Raw genomic sequence first — 18,579 nt, 5'->3', positions numbered from 1 at the left:
CGCACAATCACCGCGCATGCGCATCTCCCTGTTCAAGCGCCAGCCCGACCCGGACCGCATCGACGTGGTCCATGCCGGCCAGCGTTTTCCCGTGCTGGTGAAGCGGCGCGCCAATGCGCGGCGCATGACCCTGCGCGTCTCGCAGGCGACGGGCGAGGTCACCCTGACCTTGCCGGAACGGGCCGATTTCGCCGCCGGCCGGGCGTTCGCCGAGAATCATGGCGGCTGGATCGCGGCCCGCATCGCCAAGCGCCCCCTCGCCGTGCCTTTCGAGCCCGGGCAGGTGATTCCGCTGCGCGGCGTGCCGCATCGCATCGTCCACTGGTCGAAGGCGCGGGGCGTGACGCAGGCGACGACGGACAGGGATGGCGCGCCGATCGTCGCGGTGGCGGGCGAGGGCGCCCATGTCCCGCGCCGGGTCAAGGATTTCCTCAGGCGCCTCGCGCTCGAGGATCTCGAGAAGGCGGTGCGCCGCCACACCGCCAATCTCGGCATTCCCGCTCGCAAGATCACGATTCGCGACACCACGAGCCGCTGGGGCTCCTGCTCCGCGCAGGGGCACTTGAATTTTTCCTGGCGGCTGATCCTCGCCCCGGCCTTCGTGCTCGACTATCTCGCCGCCCATGAGGTCGCCCATCTCAAGGAGATGAACCACTCGCACCGCTTCTGGGCGCTGACGCACAAGCTCTGCCCGCGCACGGAGGAGGCCGAGGCCTGGCTCAAGCGCCATGGGGCGGGGCTGCACGGCTTCGGTTGAGGCGTCGCGGGCAGGCTTCGCCAGCCCTCTTTCCGCCGTTAACCACTTTCTGAAAATTGTGCCCGCACACTGGGCGCCGATTCGCTTTCAGTGTGAGTATGCTTATGGGTCAGGTCATCGCGTTCCGTCGTCCGCCACAGCCCGCCCCGGCCGGGCAGCCCGTCCTGGGCCTGTTGTCGGCGGTTGATTTCGCTCTGCGCGACCTCGCCGAGATCATGCCCCACATCGCCCTCGATTCCGCCCGCCAGCAGGCCGAAGCCTGCCGCACCATGCTGGCCGAGGCGTTCGACGCCGAGATCGAGGCCGAGCTCGGCAACTGAACCGTCGCTGCATGGCGCCCCGGCCTCTGTGAGGCTTGCCGGGGCGTCAGAATTGTCGAACCTCTGATGGAAAGAGCCGGCTGAATCGCCGGCTGGCCGTGGGAGGTTTGCGGATGTTCCTGAGCAACAGCGACATGGTCGATCTGGTCGATCTCAGGCATCGGCTGCATCGCCGGCCCGAGATCTCCGGCGAGGAACGCGAGACCGCCGCCACCATCGTCGCCTTCATCGAGCCGACGCAGCCGGACCGCATCGTCACGGGCCTCGGCGGCCATGGCGTCGCGGCGATCTACGAGGGCGCCGAGCCCGGACCGACGGTGATGATCCGCGCCGAGCTCGACGCGCTGCCGATCGAGGAACTCTCCAGCAGCGATTATCGCTCTGAAATCCCCGGCAAGGGCCATCTCTGCGGCCATGACGGCCATATGACCATCCTGGCCGGGCTGGCGCGCGGGCTCCACCGCAATCCGCCCAGGCGCGGCCGCGCCATCCTGCTGTTCCAGCCGGCGGAGGAGACCGGTGCGGGAGCGGCCGCCGTCATCGCCGATCCGAAATTCGCCGCGATCGCCCCCGATTACGCTTTTTCCCTGCATAACCGCCCGGGCGTGCCGGTCGGCCATGCCCGCATCTCGGAAGGCGCGGCGAACTGCGCCTCGCGGGGCATCAGGATCGTGCTCACCGGCGAGACCTCGCATGCCTCGACGCCGGAGCATGGCCGCTCGCCCGCGCCCGCGATCGCGACGCTGATCCCCGCCCTGACGGCGCTTGGGCCGGGCGGCCCGCTCGACGAGCATTTCCGTCTGGTCACCGTCACCCATGTCGAGATCGGCGAGCCGGCCTTCGGCATCGCGCCCGGCCATGGCGAGCTCTGGGCGACGCTTCGCACCGTCAACGACGCGCAGATGGGCGCGCTCTGCGCGGCGGCGGAAGCGCTGGCGCGCGAGGCGGCGGAGGCGAGCCGGCTGACGGTGGAGATGAGCTATCACGACATCTTCCACCATTGCGAGAACGAGCCGGAGGCCGTCGCCATGCTGCGCCGGGCGATGGACGAGGAGAACATCCCGCACGGGCCGACCAAGCCGTCGCGTGGCTCGGAGGATTTCGGCCTGTTCGGCCGTGGTGCGAAATCGGCGATGTTCCTGCTCGGTTCGGGCGATACCGCCCATCTGCACAATCCGGATTTCGACTTCCCGGACGACGCCATCGGCACCGGCGCGCGCGTCTTCATGCGGGCGCTGCGCAATCTCCTCGGCGAAGCGCAGCCGGCCTAAGTCATGGCAGCGCATTGGACAGAGGCCGCCGCGCGCGCGGCCGACATCGCCGCCACCTGGGATCGGGACGCCGGGCCGGGTGGCGCCGTCGTGCTCTTCGACCGCGACGGGGTTCGCGAGGCGTTTGCCGGCGGGTTCGCCAGCATCGAGCACGGCCTGCCCTTCACGCCCGCCACGCCGAACCGCTTCGCCTCGATCAGCAAGCATGTGCTGGCCGTGGCGCTGCTGCGCGAGAGCGTTCCGCTCGACGCCCCGCTCGGCCGCTGGCTGCCCGAACTGCCGGCGCCCTTGGCTGAGGTCGAGCTCGGCCGCGCCCTCGACATGACCGGCGGCCTGCCGGACATGATGGAGGCCTTCTGGCAGCAAGGCGCGCCCTACACGGCGACCTTGAGCGCCGACGAGATCTACGCGCTCGCCTGCCGCTTCCCGTCGCTGAGTGCGCCAGCGGGCACGGAGATGGCCTATTCCAACACCGGCTGGCGGCTGGGGCAGCGCATCCTCGAGAAGCTGACCGGCAAGCCCTATGGCGAGACCGTCGCCGCGCTGTCGGGCGAATTCGGGCTCTCCTTCCGCCTGCCCTATGACGGAGCCGAGATCGTGCCCGGCCTCGCCACCGGCTATTGGCGCGATGGCGCGGCCTGGCGGCGTGGCCATTACGGCTTCCATTTCTCCGCCTCCGGCGGCATCGCCGGCTCGGCCGCCGACCTCGCCGGCTGGTTTTCGGCTTTGCTCGCCGGCCGCGGTCCGCTCGCCGGCATGCGGGAGCGGCTGACGGCGCCGCGCCATTTCGGGGATGGCAGCGAGAGCGTCTACCGGCTCGGGCTGGTCTGCAGCCGTCTCGGCGGCATCGACGTTGTCGGCCATGGCGGCTCCCTGCCGGGCTATCGCAACCACGCCCTGATGGCGCTCGCGCTCGGCGTCGGCGTGGTCGTGCTGACCAATCGCGAGGAGGAGGCGCTCTGGCCGGCGCTGACGGTGCTGGCGGCCTTGCTGGGAGAGCCGCTGCCGGCTGCGGCAGAGGCTCCTGTGGGGCTCTTCGCCAGCGAGGAGGGCCCGTTCTGGGCCGAGCTGACCGCCGATTCGATCAGCTTCATGGGCGGTTATGAGCGTCTCGTCGCCGATGGCGAGGGCGGCCTGCGCAGCCTGCCGGCCTATCTCGACATCCGCCTGCGGCGGGAGGGGGCGGACGGCCTCGCCGGCCTGATCGGCGGCGTCCGGCGTTCGCTGCGACGCGTGCCCGCCGACACGCCGTTCGACGCGCGATTGATCGGCCGCTGGCGCGATCCGCATTTCGGCACGGAGATCGCGATCCGGCCAGATGGCACCGCGCTATGGCCCTGGCCGGCCGGCGGCACCGCGACCCGGCTGACGCCGCTGCCCAACGGCCGGGCGCTGGCCGATCTCGCGCACGGACCCTGGCGGGCGCGACCTTGCCTCTGGCTCGACAGTACCGGCGGTTTGCGGGTCGCCGGCCACCGGGCGAGGATCTTGCAGATGGAGCGTGTCGGCTAGGCGCTCCTGAGGGGGAGGCGCCGGCCTGACGAAGACTGGAGGAGGTTTCCGATGCGTCTAACCCGCCTTGCAACGGCTCTTGCCCTGGCGGCGACGGCCCTGCTGCCCCTAGCCGCCCGGGCACAGACGCAGCCGGCGCCGAACCGCGTGCTGCGCGTCGCGCCCCATGCCGACCTCAAGACGCTCGATCCGGTCGCAGCCTCGATCGTCATCACCCGCATGCACGGGCTGATGATCTACGAGACGCTCTTCGCCTGGGATTCGAACCTCCAGCCCAAGCCGCAGATGGTCGAGAGCTTCGAGACCTCGCCGGACAAGCTGACCTGGTCGTTCACCCTGCGGCCCGGCCTCAAATTCCATGACGGCCAGCCGGTGACGACGAAGGACGTCATCGCCTCGCTCGCGCGCTGGATGAAGCGCGACACCATCGGCGGCAAGCTCGCCGAATATACCGAAGGCATGGAGGCGGTCGACGCCAGGACCTTCAAGCTGAAGCTCAAGCGCCCGCTCGCGCTGGTGCCCTTCGCGCTCGGCTCCGCTGTCGGCCAGATCCCGGTGATCATGCGCGAGGCCGATGCCAAGAGCGACCCGATGAAACCGATCACCGAGGCGATCGGCTCAGGCCCCTTCACCTTCAATCGCGCGGAATGGCGCAGCGGCTCGAAGATCGTCTACGACCGCAACTCCGATTACGTGCCGCGCTCCGAGCCGGCCGACGGGCTCGCGGGCGGGCGGGTCGTCAAGGTCGATCGCGTCGAATGGCTGATCATGCCGGATGCCGCGACCGCTGCGGCCGCACTCCAGACCGGCGAGATCGACATCTGGGAGCAGCCGAGCCAGGACCTGATCCCGACGATCACTTCCAATCGCGACGTTAAGGTCGAGCGCTATTCCAACCTCGCCAATCAGGTGATGCTGCGGCCGAACCATCTCTATCCGCCCTTCGACAATCCCAAGGCCCGGCTCGCGCTCGCCTATGCCACGGACCAGGCCGATTTCCTTGCCGCCGGCTTCGGGGATGAGGAATGGTGGAAGCGCTGCAACGCCTATTTCGTCTGCGGCAGCCCGAACGGCACCGAAATCGGGACTGAAGCCTATGCCAAGCCCGATCTCGAGAAGGCGCGCCAGCTCCTGAAGGAAAGCGGCTACAAGGGCGAGAAGCTGGTGCTCTCGACCAGCAATGACATCGCGCCGATCGGCCGCATGGCCGAGGTCGCGGCCGATTCGCTGAAGAAGGTCGGCTTCAATGTCGAGGTCCAGTTCGCCGATTGGGGCGCCGTCACCACCCGCCAGCAGAACAAGAGCCCGCCGGATCAGGGCGGCTGGAACCTCTTCGTCACCTATGCCTCCGGCGCGACCATGCAGTCGCCGCTGACCAATATCGGCACCAACATGGCCTGCGAGCGCGCCTGGGCCGGCTGGCCTTGCGATGCCGAGGCCGAGAAGCTGCGCGGCGCCTTCGTCGATGCGCCCGACGATGCCAGCCGGCAGCTTGCGCTCGAGGCGCTGCACAAGCGGCTGGCGGAGGTGCAGCCTTACCGCGTGCTCGGGCAGTTCGATCAGCCCTATGCCCGCCGCAGCAATATCAGCGGTGTGCTGGCGGCGCCGGTCATGCTGTTCTGGAACATCGAGAAGAAGTGAGGCCGCGCTCTATCTTGGCGAGCGCGTCGGAATGAAATGCGGCTCGGCCCGCCAGACGAAATCGCGGCTTTCGCCGGGTGCGAGCTTGAGCACGCCCGGCTTGTCCGCGAATTCGCCCTGCCAGCCGATTGGGCTCGCCATGCTGAACCAGGGCTCGATGCAAAGGAAGGGCGCGCCCGTCGGCTTCGACCAGATGCCGAGGTCCTTGTAGCCTTCCCAGCTCACGCTCAGTGCCCGGACCTCGCGCCCGGCTTCGTCGAGAGCGGCGAAACGTACGGCGTGATTGGCGACATCCGCAATGACGATGGCGTCATTGGCGAAAAGCCCCTCGGTCAGTTCGAGCTCCCGCCCGGCGAAAGGCAGCGGCAGCGCCGGGCCGAGCAATCCACCCGCGACGCCGAAGCCGGGGCCGGGTTCGGCTTGCGGGAAACTCAGCCTGTGCCGCTCCTTCGGAACGCCCCCGGCCAGGGGCCAGAGGAAAGCCGGGTGGGCGCCGACGCCGCAGATCAATGCGGTCTGCGCTGGATTTGTGACATGCGTCGTCACCGACAGCGCGCCATCCGCGATCTCGTAGGTCATCCGCAGCACGAAGCGGAACGGATAGATTGCGAGCGTCGCCTCGCTCTCCCGCAATTCCAGCACGGCGCGGCTTTCGCTGCGCTCGACCCATGCGAACAGGCTGTCGCGGGCGAAGCCGTGCTGAGTCAGGTGGTAGGCGCGGCCCTGATGGATCAGCGTGTCCTCCGCCAATCGTCCGACGATGGGAAAGAGCACCGGCGCATGGCGCGGCCATTCCGGCCCGCCATGCCAGAGCAGCGGGCCATCCGCATCCGAAAACGCGATGACTTCACCGCCTTGCGCGCGGATCGTCGCCTTCAGGCCGCCGGAGGCAATCTCGTGGGTGTCGCTCATGGTTCTTCTCCGCCGGCGGCCTGTCCCTGTCGATAAGGCAATCGCCGGCCGCTGGGAATCCGTATGGCCGCACAGGCGCTGCGCGAGGCCCAGCCTTGCCGGCAGGCCGCTTGCCGAAGCCGGCCCTTTCGGGCGATCTGGCGGCGCGGGGGCCGTCGAAGCCATCGCGAGCCATGCCTGAGCAGGACCGGCCATGCCCTTCACCATCGACCATATCGTCATCGCCGTCGCCGATCTCGACCAGGCGACGCGGGATTATGAAGCGCTGGGCTTCACGGTTCTTCCCGGCGGCGAGCATCCGCGCGGCTCGCGCAATGCGCTCGTGGTGCTGGCGGATGGCGCCTATCTCGAGATCATCGCCTTCCCGACCCCGGTTCCGGATTTCCGTTGGTGGGAGGTGTTCCGGGCGGCCGGCCCCGGCTTCGTCGATTACGCCTTGCTTCCGGATGATTTCGAAGCGGACATCGCGCGCCAGCGTGCCGCCGGCATCGAGCTGGAGGGCCCGATCGACGGCAGCCGGCTCCAGCCCGACGGCAGCCGCATCGCCTGGCGTTCGGCGCGCCCGCTGGAGCCGGATATCCCGTTTCTGGTCGAGGACACCACCCCGCGCCATCTGCGTGTGCCGGAAGGGGCGCCGCGCATCCATGCCAACGGTGTGACCGGCGTGGCGGCCGTAACTGTGGCCGTGCGCGATTTGGCTGCCGCGACGGCGCGCTACCGCGCCTTGCTCAGGCAAGAGCCTGTCGCGGTCGGCACCGTGCCGGGGCTCGGCTTCGGCCTCGCGCAGTTCCGCATCGGCGAGCAGATATTGTCCATCGTCGCGCCCCGCGACGGAGGCCAGGCGCCTTCGTCGCATCTGGCGGCGCGCGGCCAGGGCATCTGCGCGCTGTCCTTCTTCGGGGCCGAGGACATCGCTCTCGACCGGCGGGCGAGCCATGGCGCGCCGCTGGAGATCGTGCGGCGCCGGCGGTCATGATCTGGTCACGCGCATCGGCGACAAGGGTGCGTTTACATTCGAATCATTATATTTATTCAATAAAAACAACGACTTGAACGAATCGCGCTGCTCACCTATGTCTCCTTCCGCTGAAGGAATCGACGGAGGGAAGTGCCAGCATGACCGGCATCACCGAAGCAGATGTCGCGGCCGTCATCGGCCGAATCGACGAGATCATCATGCGGGAGGTGGTCCGCACCGGCGCGAGCCGGCCGGAACTGCGCCGCGCATTCGCCCTGGCCAAAGGGCCGGCCGATTTCTCCACCCATACCGCCTTGCCGGCGCGCATGCGGCGCCTTGTCGACCTGCTCGCTGTCGCCTTGCCCGAGCAGGGGCCGCCGCCGCCCCATCGTCCCGCGGCGATGCGGGGCATCGACCGTGCCGCCTGATCTGTCGGACGGCGAGATGCTCGAAGCGGCAGGGCGCGACATCCGCGAGGCGATGATGGCGGCGTTCTGCGCCGCGCTGCAGGGGACCCGGCTGCCGCCTCTGGCGCTGGTCGAACTGACGGCGGAGGCGCTGGGATCGATCTACAGGGAGGTGGCGGATGCTCATTGCGGCAATCGGCCGTGCCCTTGTGGCTGGCAGCCATGTCCTGCGGCGGATCTGGAGGCGCTTGAGGGGGCGCTGAAGCGCGGCGCGGCGCTGTCGCGGCATCCGGACCTCGCGCGGATGGCGGTGGCCGGCCGGGCCTGATCTCGCATTTCGGGCCGGGCTCATGGTAAGTCGCTGCGAGCCTTCGGAGCAGCATGCGCAACATCCTCGTCATCGGCATCGGAGCCGGCAATCCCGACCACGTCACGATCGAGGCGATCGAAGCGCTCAACCGCGCCGATGTGCTGTTCATTCCCGACAAGGGCGAGGAGAAGGCGGCGCTGCGCCACCTGCGCGAGGCCATTTGCGCGCGTTTCATCCGCAAGCCCGGCTATCGCAGCGTGCCGGTTACCATTCCAAGGCGGGCCGAAGCCGGCGACGACTACCAGGGCGTGGTCGACGATTGGCATGCGCGCATCGCGGCCAGCTACCGGGGCTTGTTCGAGAGCGAACTGGCCGAGGGCGAGACCGGCGCACTGCTCGTCTGGGGCGATCCGGCGCTCTACGACTCGACGCTGCGCATCATGGAGCGGGTCGCGGCTTCCGGCCTCGATCTCGACTGGCAGGTCTATCCCGGCATCAGCAGCGTCCAGGTGCTGGCCGCCCGCCACCGCATTCCGTTGAACACCATCGGCGCGCCGATCCTGATCACGACCGGCCGGCGGCTGGCAGTGGGCTTCCCCGTCGATCAGGACAGCGTCGTGGTGATGCTCGACGGGGAACAGGCCTTCGCCAAGATCGCTCCCGACGGGCTCGACATCTTCTGGGGGGCCTATCTCGGCACGGCCGACGAGATCCTGCTCGCCGGGCCGCTTGGGGAGACCCTCGCCGAAATCACCCGTGTCAGGGCCGAGGCCCGCGCCCGCCATGGCTGGATCATGGACACCTATCTGCTGCGCCGTCGCGCTGCGGCTTGACGGACGCGCGCTCATCCGCCATCGCTCCGGCCGTCCTTCAAGCGCCGGAGCCGTGTCCCATGTCCCTCGCCGATCTCGCCGCCATCATCGACGCCGCCTGGGAGAACCGGGCCGAGATCGGCATCTCGACCAAGGGCGCCGTGCGCGAGGCGGTCGAGCGGGCGATCGAGATGCTCGATGCGGGCGAGGCCCGCGTCGCGGAAAAGCAAGGCGCGGATTGGATCGTCCATCAGTGGCTGAAGAAGGCGGTGCTGCTCTCCTTCCGCCTCACCGACAACATGATCATCGCCAACGGCCCGGGCGAGGGCGTGTTCTGGGACAAGGTGCCGTCGAAGTTCGAGGGCTGGGGCGAGAACCGCTTCCGCGCCGCCGGCTTCCGGGTCGTGCCGCCGGCCGCCGCGCGCAAGGGCTCCTACATCGCGCCGAACGTCGTGCTGATGCCGTCCTTCGTGAACATCGGCGCCTATGTCGACAGCGGCACCATGGTCGACACCTGGGCGACGGTCGGTTCCTGCGCCCAGATCGGCAAGAATGTGCATCTCTCGGGCGGCGTCGGCATCGGCGGCGTGCTCGAGCCGCTGCAGGCCAACCCGACCATCATCGAGGACAACTGCTTCATCGGCGCCCGCTCCGAGGTCGTCGAGGGCGTGATCGTCGGCGAGGGCTCGGTGCTCTCGATGGGCGTCTTCATCTCGGCCTCGACCAAGATCGTCGACCGCGCCACCGGCCAGGTTCATATCGGCAAGGTGCCGCCCTATTCGGTGGTCGTGCCGGGCTCGCTGCCGGGCAAGCCCTTCCCTGACGGCACGCCGGGCCCGGCGCTGTCCTGCGCCGTCATCGTCAAGACGGTCGACGCGCAGACGCGCTCCAAGACCGGCATCAACGAGTTGCTCAGGGACTGAGAACGCGTACCGTCATTCTCGGGCGAAGCGCAGCTTCGACCCGGGAATCTCCGGCAGGAGTTGCTCGGGTCGAGCCCGAGCATGACGGGAAGGTGATCGCTCAGCCCACGGGCGAGGGAGCGCCGGTTCCCTGCGGCGCCGGCGCGGCGTCGGCTGCCGGCGGCATGGTCGCGTGGGCATCGGCCAGCGCGTCGCGCAGCTTCTGCTCCTGCGAGCGGTCGAGCGAGGTCTTGAGCACGGTGCCGCCGGTGCCGCGGATCGCCTCCAGCACCTTGTCGCCGGTCACCTTCTTGACCAGCACGAACAGCGCCGCATTGCCGGGCTGCAGGCTGCCGGCGAGGTCCTTCATGAACTTGTCGTCGATGCCGTAATCGGTCAGCGCGCCGCCGAGTGCGCCGGAGGCCGCGCCGAGCGCGGCGCCGAAGAGCGGCATCAGGAAGATCGCACCGATCAGCAGCCCCCAGAACGAGCCGGAGACCGCGCCGAGCGCCGTGGTGTTGAGCAGCTGGTTGAGCTTCACCTTGCCGTCTTCATGCATCACCGCGATGGCGGCGTCGCCGATCTCGATCAGATATTCCTTCTGCAGGCCGATGAGCTTCTGGCGCATCTCCTCGGCGCGGGCCTCGGTCGGATAGACGATGACGACGAGATCGGACATGGCGGCGCTCCTGCTGCAAAGGCGGTGAGCCTGCCTCGGGCAGATGACAGGCAGATGGAAACGCGCCGCCGCCGGCCCGGTTCCGTCACTCCATCGCCGCGGCGGCCGTCGCAGCCTCGGCCGCCCCGCCGCGCAGCGGCAATTCCTCCATCCAGGTGATGAAAGCGAAGGCCAGCGCGAAGCCGAGGAAGGCCGCGCCGAAGACGTAGCGGAACAGCGTCACCATCATGTCGCGATCGACGGTGCCGAGTTTCAGCGCTTCGGGCGAGAGCTGGGCCGTCTCGCCGCCGACGCCGCCGAGTACGATGGCGCCCAGGGCGGCGACGATCAGCGCGCCGCCGATCTGCCGGAAGAAATTCGCCACGCCCGTCACCGTGCCGAGCTGATGCGGCCTGACGGCGTTCTGGATCGAGACCGTCGCGACGGGCAGCAGCGTGCCGAGCCCGAGGCTGACGATCGCCAGGATCATGCAGAACGGCACCAGCGGGATCCGGCCGGAAAACACGGCCATCACCGCGGTCCCCACGGCCGCGACGGCGAGCCCGACCATGGGCACGCGCTTGTAGTGGGTGAGCTTCGTCATCGCGCGCCCGGAGGCGGTGGCGCCGATCACCGTGCCGCAGGTCAGCGGCAACAGGCCGAGCCCGGAATAGGTCGCGCTCAGCCCCATCACCGTCTCGAAATAGAGCGGCAGATAGATGGTCAGGCCGATGAAGGTGCCCATGCCGAAGCCGGCAGCGACCGTGCCGGCGCGCACCACCCGGTTGGTCATGATGTCGAGCGGGATCAGGGGCTCGCTGGCCGTGCGCTGGCGCCAGGCGAACAGGCTCCACAACACCAGCGTGGCCGCGATGAGCCCCGCGATCGGCGCCGAGCGCCACGGATAGGCCGTGCCGCCGGAGGACAGGGCCAGCAGCAGCGAGAGCGTTCCCGCCGTCATCAGCATGGCGCCGAGAACGTCGAGCTTGTGCGGCCTTTCATGCCGCGGCAGGCGCTTCAGCGCCGCGCTCGACATCCAATAGGCGCCGAAGCCGAGCGGAACGTTGATCCAGAAGATCACGGACCAGTGCAGCTTCTCGGCCAGCACACCACCCAGCACCGGGCCGATCAGCGAGGAGGACAGGAAGACGCTGGCGAAATAGACCTGATAGCGGCCCCGCTCCCGTGGCGGCACCATGTCGCCGACGATGGTCTGCGCCAGCGCGATCAGGCCGCCGCCGCCCAGCCCTTGTACGAAACGGGCGACGATCAGCAGCCAGAGATTGGGCGCCAGCGCGCAGGCGACCGAGCCGATCACGAAGACGACGATGCCGGAGAGCAGCACGACGCGCCGCCCATGGATGTCGGCGAGCTTGCCGTAGAGCGGCGTGACCGCGGTCGAGGCCAGGAGATAGGCGGTGACGATCCAGGGCAGATGGGTGACGTCGCCGAGCTCGCGCCCGATCGTCGGCAGCGCGGTCGCGACGATGGTCTGGTCGAGCGCGGCCAGGAACATCGCAACCATGACGCCGATCAGGATCGAGCGGATATCCGCATGCGTCAGCGGCGCGGCATGCGCCTGTGTCTCGACCCGCTTGTCCATGGAGCCTGCAGCCAAACTTGCATCTGGGGAATGGCCACAGGTTAATTCCACGACGCATCATGCGCTAGGAGCGGGGCGTGGGGTCGGCTCTGCGGTGGAGACGGGTCGGCTCAACCCTGGACGGCAGCCGGGTCCATCCACATCACTTCCCAGACATGGCCGTCGAGGTCGCGGAAGCCGTGACCATACATGAAGCCATGGTCCTGCGGCGCGTTGTAGGTCGAGCCACCGGCGGCGACGGCGGCCTTCACGATCGCGTCAACATCCGTCCGGCTCTCCCGCGACAGGCAGGTCAAGACCTCGATGCTCTCATTGGTGTCGGCGATGGGCTTCGGCGAGAAGCTTTCGAATTTCGCGTGGGTCAGCAGCATCGCGAAGATGGTGTCGCTGATCACCATGCATGCGGCGGTATCGTCGGTGAATTGCGGATTGAAGGAGAAGCCGAGCGCCTCGAAGAAGGCGATCGACCGGGGCAGGTCCTTCACCGGCAGGTTGACGAAGATCATTTGGGCCATGGGTGTTCCTTCGGTGAAAGCGACGGGGTTGACGTCAGACGATGCGGCCGAGTTCCCGCCGGAGACGAGGCGGGTCGTTGAGCTGGGCATCGACGATCTCATGGGTCCGCTGCCAGATCGGCACCGCCTCGGACAGCAGCGCGAGGCCCGCCGGGGTCAGCGAGAGCCGCCGGCTGCGCCGGTCACGCGGATCGGCCGCGATGCTGACGAGCCCGCGCCGCTCCAGCGGCTTCAGGGCTGCGGTGAGCGTGGTGCGATCCATGGCCAGCAGTTCCGCCACCGGCTTGAGCGAGGGCGGTTCGGGCCGGTTCAGCGACATCAGCAGCGAGAATTGCCCGTTTGTCAGCCCGAGCGGCCGCAGCGCCTCGTCGAAGCGGCGCGCCAATGCGCGGGCCGCACGCTGCACATGCAGGCACAGGCAACAGTCGCGGACAAGCAGGGTCGTCTCGAAGGGGACGCTTCGTGGTTCGGTCATGATCCTTTTCTGTTGATATCAACGATTCCTGTCAAGCCGGAAGCGACGCTCTGCCGGCTTGACGGTCGTTGCCGGGTGAGATGCCTATGGCGCACTTGTCGCAGGGAACCGGACCGATGCCGCTCATGAATGCAGGGAACGCCGTGCTGCTGGTCATCGATCTGCAGGCCCGGCTGGTGCCGGCGATCCATGACGGAGGACGGGTCCTGGCCAATGCGGTCCGCCTCGTCGAAGCGACACGCCTGCTCGACATTCCCGTGATCGTCACGGAACAGAGCCCGTCCAAGCTCGGCCCGACCGTTCCGGAACTCGCCGGAGCCGCCCCTGCCATCGCCAAGACGAGCTTCGACGCCTGCGCCGAGCCCGCCGTTCTCGAAGTCCTGGGCGGCGACAGGGACATCCTCATCTGCGGCTGCGAGGCGCATGTCTGCGTCGCCCAGACGGCCATCACCCTGCTCGAGCATCGTCGCCGCGTCGTGGTGGTGGAGGATGCCGTCGGCTCCCGCGCGCCGGACTCGCATGCTGTCGCGATCCGCCGCCTCGCGGCGCATGGGGCGGAGATCGTCACCACCGAGATGGTGCTGTTCGAATGGCTGCGGAGCGCCGAGCATCCGCAGTTCAGGGCGATCTCGCAGCTGATCCGCTGATCCCGCCGCTCTCGAGCGTCACAGCGGCTTCTTGATCCATTTCGCGACGAGGCCGACGATGCCCTCGCGGAAGAGCAGGACGCAGAGCACGAAGATGCCGCCCTGGACCACGAGAACCCAGGAGCCGAGGCTGGCGAGGTAGTTCTGCATGGCGACGATGACGACCGCGCCGGCGATCGGGCCGAAGACGGTACCGAGCCCCCCGACCAGCGTCATCAGCACGACCTCGCCGGACATCGTCCAGTAGACGTCGGTGAGCGACGCCAGCTGGAAGACGATCGCCTTGGTCGCGCCGGCAAGCCCCGCGAGCGTGGCCGAGAGCACGAAGACCATCAGCTTGTACTGGTTGGCGCGGTAGCCGAGCGAGATGGCGCGGGGCTCGTTGTCGCGGATCGCCTTGCAGACCTGGCCGAAGGGCGAGTGGATGATGCGGTAGATCATCAGCACCCCGCCAAGGAAGATCGCTGCCACCAGCCAGTAGAGCGCGCGGTCGTCCTCCAGGCTGATCAGCCCGAGGAACTTGCCGCGCGGCACGGCCTGGATACCGTCCTCGCCGCCGGTGAAGCGCGGCGTCTGCAGCGAGAAGAAGAACACCATCTGCGCCAGCGCCAGCGTGATCATCGCGAAATAGATGCCCTGGCGGCGGATGGCGAGCGCCCCGAAGACGGTCCCGAGCACGGCCGCGACCGCCGTGCCGAGCAGGATCGCGAGCTCCGGCGTGAGGCCCCAGTTCTTGGCGGTGTAGGCGCAGACATAGCTCGCCATGCCGAAATAGGCGGCGTGGCCGAAGGAAAGCAGGCCGCCATAGCCGAGCAGCAGGTTGAAGGCGAGTGCGAACAGCGCGAAGCAGAGCACCTTCATCACGAAGACGGGATAGGCGACGAAGGGCGCGACCACGAGCAGCGCCGCGATGGCGATGAACAGGTTGCGGTGCAGCTTCGCGGTGCTGTCGTCGGTCTCGGCGAGCGCGACGCCGCTGGCAGCTTCGGTGGTGGCGAGATCGGTCATGTCGTTGTCCTTCTCGCGTCAGGCCGGGCGGCCGAACAGGCCGGCGGGCTTCACCAGCAGCACCAGCACCATGATGACGAAGATCACGGTCGCGGCGCCCTCCGGATAGAACACCTTGGTCAGGCCCTCGATCAGGCCGAGCGAGAAGCCGGTGACGATGGCGCCCATGATCGAGCCCATGCCGCCGATCACCACCACCGCGAAGACGACGATGATCAGGTCGCCGCCCATATTCGGATTGACCGAGTAGATCGGCGCGGCGAGCACGCCGGCGAAGGCCGCGAGCGCGACGCCGAACCCGTAGGTCAGCGTCACCAGCAGCGGCACGTTGATGCCGAAGGCCTGGGTCAGGGTCGGGTTCTCGGTTGCGGCGCGCAAATAGGCGCCGAGCTTGGTCTTCTCGATCAGGAACCAGGTGCCGATGCAGACGGTGAGCGAGGCGACGATCACCCAGGCCCGGTAGTTCGGCAGGAACATGAAGCCGAGATTCTGACCGCCCGAAAGCTGCGGCGGGATGCCATAGGGCAGTCCGGACGAGCCGTAATAATTGCGGAACAGGCCCTGGATGATCAGCGCCAGGCCGAAGGTGAGCAGGAGCCCATAGAGATGGTCGAGATGGGCGATGCGTTTGAGCAGCAGCCGCTCGATCAGGACCCCGATGGCGCCGACCACGATCGGCGCCAGCAGCAGCGCGACCCAGTAGTTCAGCCCGAGATAGTTCAGCGCCATCCAAGCCACGAAGGCGCCCATCATGTACTGCGCGCCATGGGTGAAGTTGATGATGTTGAGCAGCCCGAAGATCACCGCGAGCCCGAGGCTGAGGATCGCATAGAACGAGCCGTTGATCAGGCCGAGCAGGACCTGGCCGAACAAGGCTTGTGGCGGGATTCCGAGAAGCTCGAACATGCGTGGCTCAGATCATCTTGTGGGTGGGCTCTCGAACCTCTTCGTGATCCCGGCCAAGCGAAGCGCAGAGCCGGGATCCATCGTCGAGTTCCGGAGCCTTCCGATGAATCCGGGTCGCCCTGCGGGCGCCCGGGATGACGGTGGAGGGACCGGAAGCGCGTGTTACTTGATGAGCGAGCAGCCGGTCTCGGCCAGCGGCTGGAAGGCCTGCTCGGCTGGCAGCACGGAGATCTGCTTGTAGTAGTCCCACGGGCCCTTCGACTCGGACGGCTTCTTGACCTCGTAGAGATACATGTCGTGCATCTTGCGGCCGTTCGGGCGGATCGAACCCTTGCCGAAGAGCGGGTCGTCCGTCGGCATTTCCTTCATCTTGGCCATGAGGGTCGCCGTGTCCTTGCTCTTGGTGGCCTCGACCGCCTTGAGATAGTGCAGCAGGCCGGCATAGACGCCCGCCTGCACCATGGTCGGCATCTTGCCGCCATTGAGCTTGGCGAAGCGCTGCGACCAGGCGCGGGTCTGGTCGTCGCGGTCCCAGTAGAAGGATTCGGTCAGGACCAGCCCCTGCGCCGCCTGCAGGCCGAGCGCATGGACGTCGCTGATGAAGACGAGGAGCCCTGCGAGCTTCTGGCCGCCGGCGACGATGCCGAACTCGCCCGCCTGCTTGATCGCGTTGGTGGTGTCGCTGCCGGCATTGGCGAGCCCGATCACCTTGGCCTTCGAGGCCTGCGCCTGCAGCAGGAAGGACGAGAAGTCGGTGCCCGGGAACGGCGTCTTGACCGAGCCCAGCACCTTGCCGCCGGCCTTGGTGATGGTCGCGGTCGCGTCGCGCTCCAGCGCATGGCCGAAGGCGTAGTCGGCGGTCAGGAAGAACCAGCTGTCGCCACCGGCCTTCACCATGGCGCCGCCGGTGCCCTGCGCCAGCGCGTAGGTGTCATAGGTCCAGTGGATGGTGTTGGCGTTGCAGGCCTTGCCGGTCAGGTCCGAGGAGCCGGCGCCGGAGTTGATGTTGATCTTGTTCTTTTCCTTGGTGATCTGGCTGACGGCGAGCGCGACCGAGGAGGTCGGCACGTCGAGGATCAGGTCGACGCCGTCCTGATCGTACCATTGCCGCGCGATGGTCGAGCCGACATCCGGCTTGTTCTGGTGGTCGGCCGAGACGATCTCGACCTTGATGCCCTTCTCGGCCGCCTTGAAGTCCTCGACCGCCATGCGGGCGGCGACGACGGAGCCCTCGCCGGCGAGGTCGGCATAGAGGCCCGAGCGGTCGTTCAGCACGCCGGCCTTGACCGAGATCTGCTGGGCGAAGGCCGGGCTTGCCAATAGGACCGCGAGCGCGCTCGTCGCGAGGAAGGTCTTCAGCTTCATCATCGTTCTCCCTGAGGTGGATGCCGGCGTTTCCCGGCGCTTTTCTGATTGCGGGGCGCTGAGCGGGTCAGACCCCGAGATAGCGGTGGAGCTTGTCGATATTGGCGTCGAGCTCGGCATTGGGGATCATGTCGATGACCTTGCCCTGCTCGACGACATAGTGCCGGTCTGCGACCGTCTGGGCGAAGCGGAAATTCTGCTCGACCAGGATGATGGTGAAGCCTTCCTGCTTCAGCTCCGCGATGGTGCGGCCGATCTGCTCGATGATCACCGGCGCGAGGCCCTCGGTCGGCTCGTCGAGCAGGAGGAGATGGGCGCCGGTGCGCAGGATGCGCCCGATCGCCAGCATCTGCTGTTCGCCGCCCGAGAGCTTGGTGCCCTGGCTCTTCAGCCGCTCCTTGATGTTGGGGAACAGCGTGAAGATGCGCTCCAGCGACAGCCCGCCGGGGCGCACCTGCGGCGGCAGCATCAGGTTCTCCTCGACCGAGAGCGAGGCATAGATGCCGCGCTCCTCCGGCACGAAGCCGATGCCGAGCCGGGCGATGGCGCGCGAGGGCAGGTCGATCGTCTCCTTGCCCTCCAGCACGACCGAGCCCTTGCGCTTGCCGATGACGCCCATGATCGATTTCAGCGTCGTGGTCTTGCCGGCGCCGTTGCGGCCGAGCAGCGTCACCACCTCGCCCGGCGCGACGTCGAGGTCGATGCCATGCAGCACATGGGATTCGCCGTACCAGGCCTCGAGCCCGCGCACCTTCAGCAAGGGCGCGGTGCCGGCCGTGGCGGCCGGAGCACGGGCGGCTTCAGTGATGGCCATGTCCGCCTCCCGAGCCGATATAGGCCTCGACCACGCGCGGATCCTTCGAGACGGTGGCGTAGTCGCCCTCGGCCAGAACCTGCCCGCGCGCCAGCACGGTGATGCGGTCGCAGAGCGAGGCGACGACCGAGAGATTGTGCTCGACCATCAGAATGGTGCGCTCGGCCGAGACCTTGCGGATCAGCGCCTCGATCCGCTCGATGTCCTCGCGTCCCATGCCGGCCATCGGCTCGTCGAGCAGCAGCATCTCGGGTTCGAGCGCCAGCGTCGTCGCGATCTCCAGCGCCCGCTTGCGCCCATAGGAGAGTTCGCCTGCGGTCAGTTCGAGGAAGGGGGAGAGGCCGACCGCCTCGACCAGCCGTCGCGCCTCGGCGTCGAGGTTCTTCAGGCTGCGCTCCGAGCGCCAGAAATCGAAGGAGTCGCCGCGCTTGCGCTGCAGCGCGATGCGGACATTGGTCAGGACGGAGAGCTGCGGAAAAACGGCCGAGATCTGGAAGGAGCGAACGAGGCCAAGCCGGGCGATCTCGGCCGGCTTCTCGCCGGTGATGTCGCGACCGTTATAGACGATCGTCCCGCGCGTCGGCGGGAGGAACTTGGTCAGCAGGTTGAAACAGGTCGTCTTGCCCGCTCCGTTCGGCCCGATCAGCGCATGAATCGAGCCGCGCTTGACCTTGAGGTCGACGCCGCTGACCGCCGTAAAGCCGGCGAATTCCTTGGTCAAACCTGAAGTCGACAAAATAATATCTTCAGGCATGCGGAATACTGACCTTCATCAGCTTTGTCTTT

The 18,579-nt window shown here is 67.8% G+C and carries 21 protein-coding genes; 11 read left to right on the top strand and 10 right to left on the bottom strand.

The window, feature by feature from the left end; translation table 11 throughout:
- Nucleotides 1-16: 16 nt before the first annotated feature.
- The 5 genes from GY40_RS16860 to GY40_RS16840 all read left to right on the top strand — a co-directional run bounded on the left by GY40_RS16860 (nucleotide 17) and on the right by GY40_RS16840 (nucleotide 5,501).
- Entirely contained in the window at nucleotides 17-757 is a 741-nt protein-coding gene (locus tag GY40_RS16860) for a M48 family metallopeptidase (protein ID WP_038364621.1), read from the top strand.
- A 104-nt stretch (nucleotides 758-861) separates the two neighbouring features.
- Nucleotides 862-1,077, top strand: coding sequence for a hypothetical protein (locus GY40_RS16855; protein WP_038364619.1), 216 nt, complete (start codon nucleotides 862-864; stop codon nucleotides 1,075-1,077).
- 113 nt (nucleotides 1,078-1,190) lie between these two features.
- Nucleotides 1,191-2,348 (top strand): amidohydrolase, encoded by a 1,158-nt coding sequence (locus tag GY40_RS16850; protein WP_038364618.1) that lies wholly within the window; start codon nucleotides 1,191-1,193, stop codon nucleotides 2,346-2,348.
- 3 nt (nucleotides 2,349-2,351) lie between these two features.
- On the top strand, nucleotides 2,352-3,860 hold the full coding sequence (locus GY40_RS16845; protein WP_038364617.1) for a serine hydrolase domain-containing protein: 1,509 nt from the start codon (nucleotides 2,352-2,354) through the stop codon (nucleotides 3,858-3,860).
- 51 nt (nucleotides 3,861-3,911) lie between these two features.
- Entirely contained in the window at nucleotides 3,912-5,501 is a 1,590-nt protein-coding gene (locus GY40_RS16840) for an ABC transporter substrate-binding protein (RefSeq protein WP_038364615.1), read from the top strand.
- A gap of 9 nt (nucleotides 5,502-5,510) precedes the next feature.
- Here the strand turns inward: GY40_RS16840 and GY40_RS16835 are convergent, their stop codons facing one another.
- Nucleotides 5,511-6,413: an aldose 1-epimerase family protein gene (locus GY40_RS16835; RefSeq protein ID WP_038364614.1), complete on the bottom strand. Its 903-nt coding sequence runs from the start codon at nucleotides 6,411-6,413 to the stop codon at nucleotides 5,511-5,513.
- A gap of 193 nt (nucleotides 6,414-6,606) precedes the next feature.
- Between GY40_RS16835 and GY40_RS16830 the strand changes: the two genes are divergently transcribed.
- The 5 genes from GY40_RS16830 (at nucleotide 6,607) to dapD (ending at nucleotide 9,823) form a co-directional block, all read left to right on the top strand.
- The gene (locus tag GY40_RS16830; RefSeq protein ID WP_038364613.1) at nucleotides 6,607-7,389 is read left to right on the top strand and encodes a VOC family protein; all 783 of its coding nucleotides are present in this window, start codon (nucleotides 6,607-6,609) and stop codon (nucleotides 7,387-7,389) included.
- A gap of 140 nt (nucleotides 7,390-7,529) precedes the next feature.
- Nucleotides 7,530-7,799 (top strand): hypothetical protein, encoded by a 270-nt coding sequence (locus tag GY40_RS16825; protein ID WP_038364612.1) that lies wholly within the window; start codon nucleotides 7,530-7,532, stop codon nucleotides 7,797-7,799.
- On the top strand, nucleotides 7,789-8,106 hold the full coding sequence (locus GY40_RS16820; protein WP_051988206.1) for a hypothetical protein: 318 nt from the start codon (nucleotides 7,789-7,791) through the stop codon (nucleotides 8,104-8,106). The genes GY40_RS16825 and GY40_RS16820 overlap by 11 nt, the downstream gene beginning before the upstream one ends.
- Nucleotides 8,107-8,159: 53 nt before the next feature.
- Complete coding sequence (gene cobF / locus GY40_RS16815) at nucleotides 8,160-8,921, top strand: precorrin-6A synthase (deacetylating) (protein WP_038364611.1); 762 nt, start codon at nucleotides 8,160-8,162, stop codon at nucleotides 8,919-8,921.
- Between the two features lie 59 nt (nucleotides 8,922-8,980).
- Complete coding sequence (dapD, locus tag GY40_RS16810; RefSeq protein WP_038364609.1) at nucleotides 8,981-9,823, top strand: 2,3,4,5-tetrahydropyridine-2,6-dicarboxylate N-succinyltransferase; 843 nt, start codon at nucleotides 8,981-8,983, stop codon at nucleotides 9,821-9,823.
- A 100-nt stretch (nucleotides 9,824-9,923) separates the two neighbouring features.
- On the opposite strand, the gene GY40_RS16805 is transcribed toward dapD, so the two are convergent.
- From GY40_RS16805 to GY40_RS16790, 4 genes are all read right to left on the bottom strand, one after another.
- Nucleotides 9,924-10,481 carry a DUF1269 domain-containing protein gene (locus GY40_RS16805; RefSeq protein WP_038364607.1) on the bottom strand — a complete coding sequence of 186 codons (558 nt, stop codon included), beginning with the start codon at nucleotides 10,479-10,481 and terminating at the stop codon, nucleotides 9,924-9,926.
- 85 nt (nucleotides 10,482-10,566) lie between these two features.
- Nucleotides 10,567-12,063, bottom strand: coding sequence for an MDR family MFS transporter (locus GY40_RS16800; RefSeq protein ID WP_038364605.1), 1,497 nt, complete (start codon nucleotides 12,061-12,063; stop codon nucleotides 10,567-10,569).
- 110 nt (nucleotides 12,064-12,173) lie between these two features.
- Nucleotides 12,174-12,578 (bottom strand): VOC family protein, encoded by a 405-nt coding sequence (locus GY40_RS16795; RefSeq protein WP_038364603.1) that lies wholly within the window; start codon nucleotides 12,576-12,578, stop codon nucleotides 12,174-12,176.
- Nucleotides 12,579-12,612: 34 nt separating this feature from the next.
- On the bottom strand, nucleotides 12,613-13,053 hold the full coding sequence (locus GY40_RS16790; RefSeq protein ID WP_038364601.1) for a MarR family winged helix-turn-helix transcriptional regulator: 441 nt from the start codon (nucleotides 13,051-13,053) through the stop codon (nucleotides 12,613-12,615).
- A gap of 116 nt (nucleotides 13,054-13,169) precedes the next feature.
- Here GY40_RS16790 and GY40_RS16785 point away from each other — a divergent pair, with 116 nt between their 5' ends.
- A complete protein-coding gene (locus GY40_RS16785) occupies nucleotides 13,170-13,700 on the top strand; it encodes a hydrolase (RefSeq protein ID WP_038364599.1) in 531 nt (176 codons plus the stop codon).
- Between the two features lie 18 nt (nucleotides 13,701-13,718).
- Here GY40_RS16785 and GY40_RS16780 read toward each other — a convergent pair whose 3' ends face one another.
- The 5 genes from GY40_RS16780 to GY40_RS16760 form a co-directional block, all read right to left on the bottom strand.
- Nucleotides 13,719-14,708, bottom strand: a complete 990-nt coding sequence (locus GY40_RS16780) for a branched-chain amino acid ABC transporter permease (protein ID WP_038364597.1) — start codon at nucleotides 14,706-14,708, stop codon at nucleotides 13,719-13,721.
- Between the two features lie 18 nt (nucleotides 14,709-14,726).
- Complete coding sequence (locus tag GY40_RS16775; protein ID WP_038364595.1) at nucleotides 14,727-15,614, bottom strand: branched-chain amino acid ABC transporter permease; 888 nt, start codon at nucleotides 15,612-15,614, stop codon at nucleotides 14,727-14,729.
- A gap of 162 nt (nucleotides 15,615-15,776) precedes the next feature.
- The gene (locus tag GY40_RS16770) at nucleotides 15,777-16,982 is read right to left on the bottom strand and encodes an ABC transporter substrate-binding protein (protein WP_156115983.1); all 1,206 of its coding nucleotides are present in this window, start codon (nucleotides 16,980-16,982) and stop codon (nucleotides 15,777-15,779) included.
- A 64-nt stretch (nucleotides 16,983-17,046) separates the two neighbouring features.
- Nucleotides 17,047-17,793: an ABC transporter ATP-binding protein gene (locus tag GY40_RS16765; protein ID WP_051988205.1), complete on the bottom strand. Its 747-nt coding sequence runs from the start codon at nucleotides 17,791-17,793 to the stop codon at nucleotides 17,047-17,049.
- The gene (locus tag GY40_RS16760; RefSeq protein WP_038364593.1) at nucleotides 17,780-18,547 is read right to left on the bottom strand and encodes an ABC transporter ATP-binding protein; all 768 of its coding nucleotides are present in this window, start codon (nucleotides 18,545-18,547) and stop codon (nucleotides 17,780-17,782) included. The genes GY40_RS16765 and GY40_RS16760 overlap by 14 nt, the downstream gene beginning before the upstream one ends.
- Nucleotides 18,548-18,579 lie beyond the last annotated feature (32 nt).

Source organism: Allobosea sp. UNC402CLCol (assembly GCF_000745475.1).
GTDB classification, from domain to species: Bacteria; Pseudomonadota; Alphaproteobacteria; order Rhizobiales; family Beijerinckiaceae; genus Allobosea; species Allobosea spartocytisi.
This window is presented reverse-complemented; position numbering and strand designations above follow the sequence as displayed.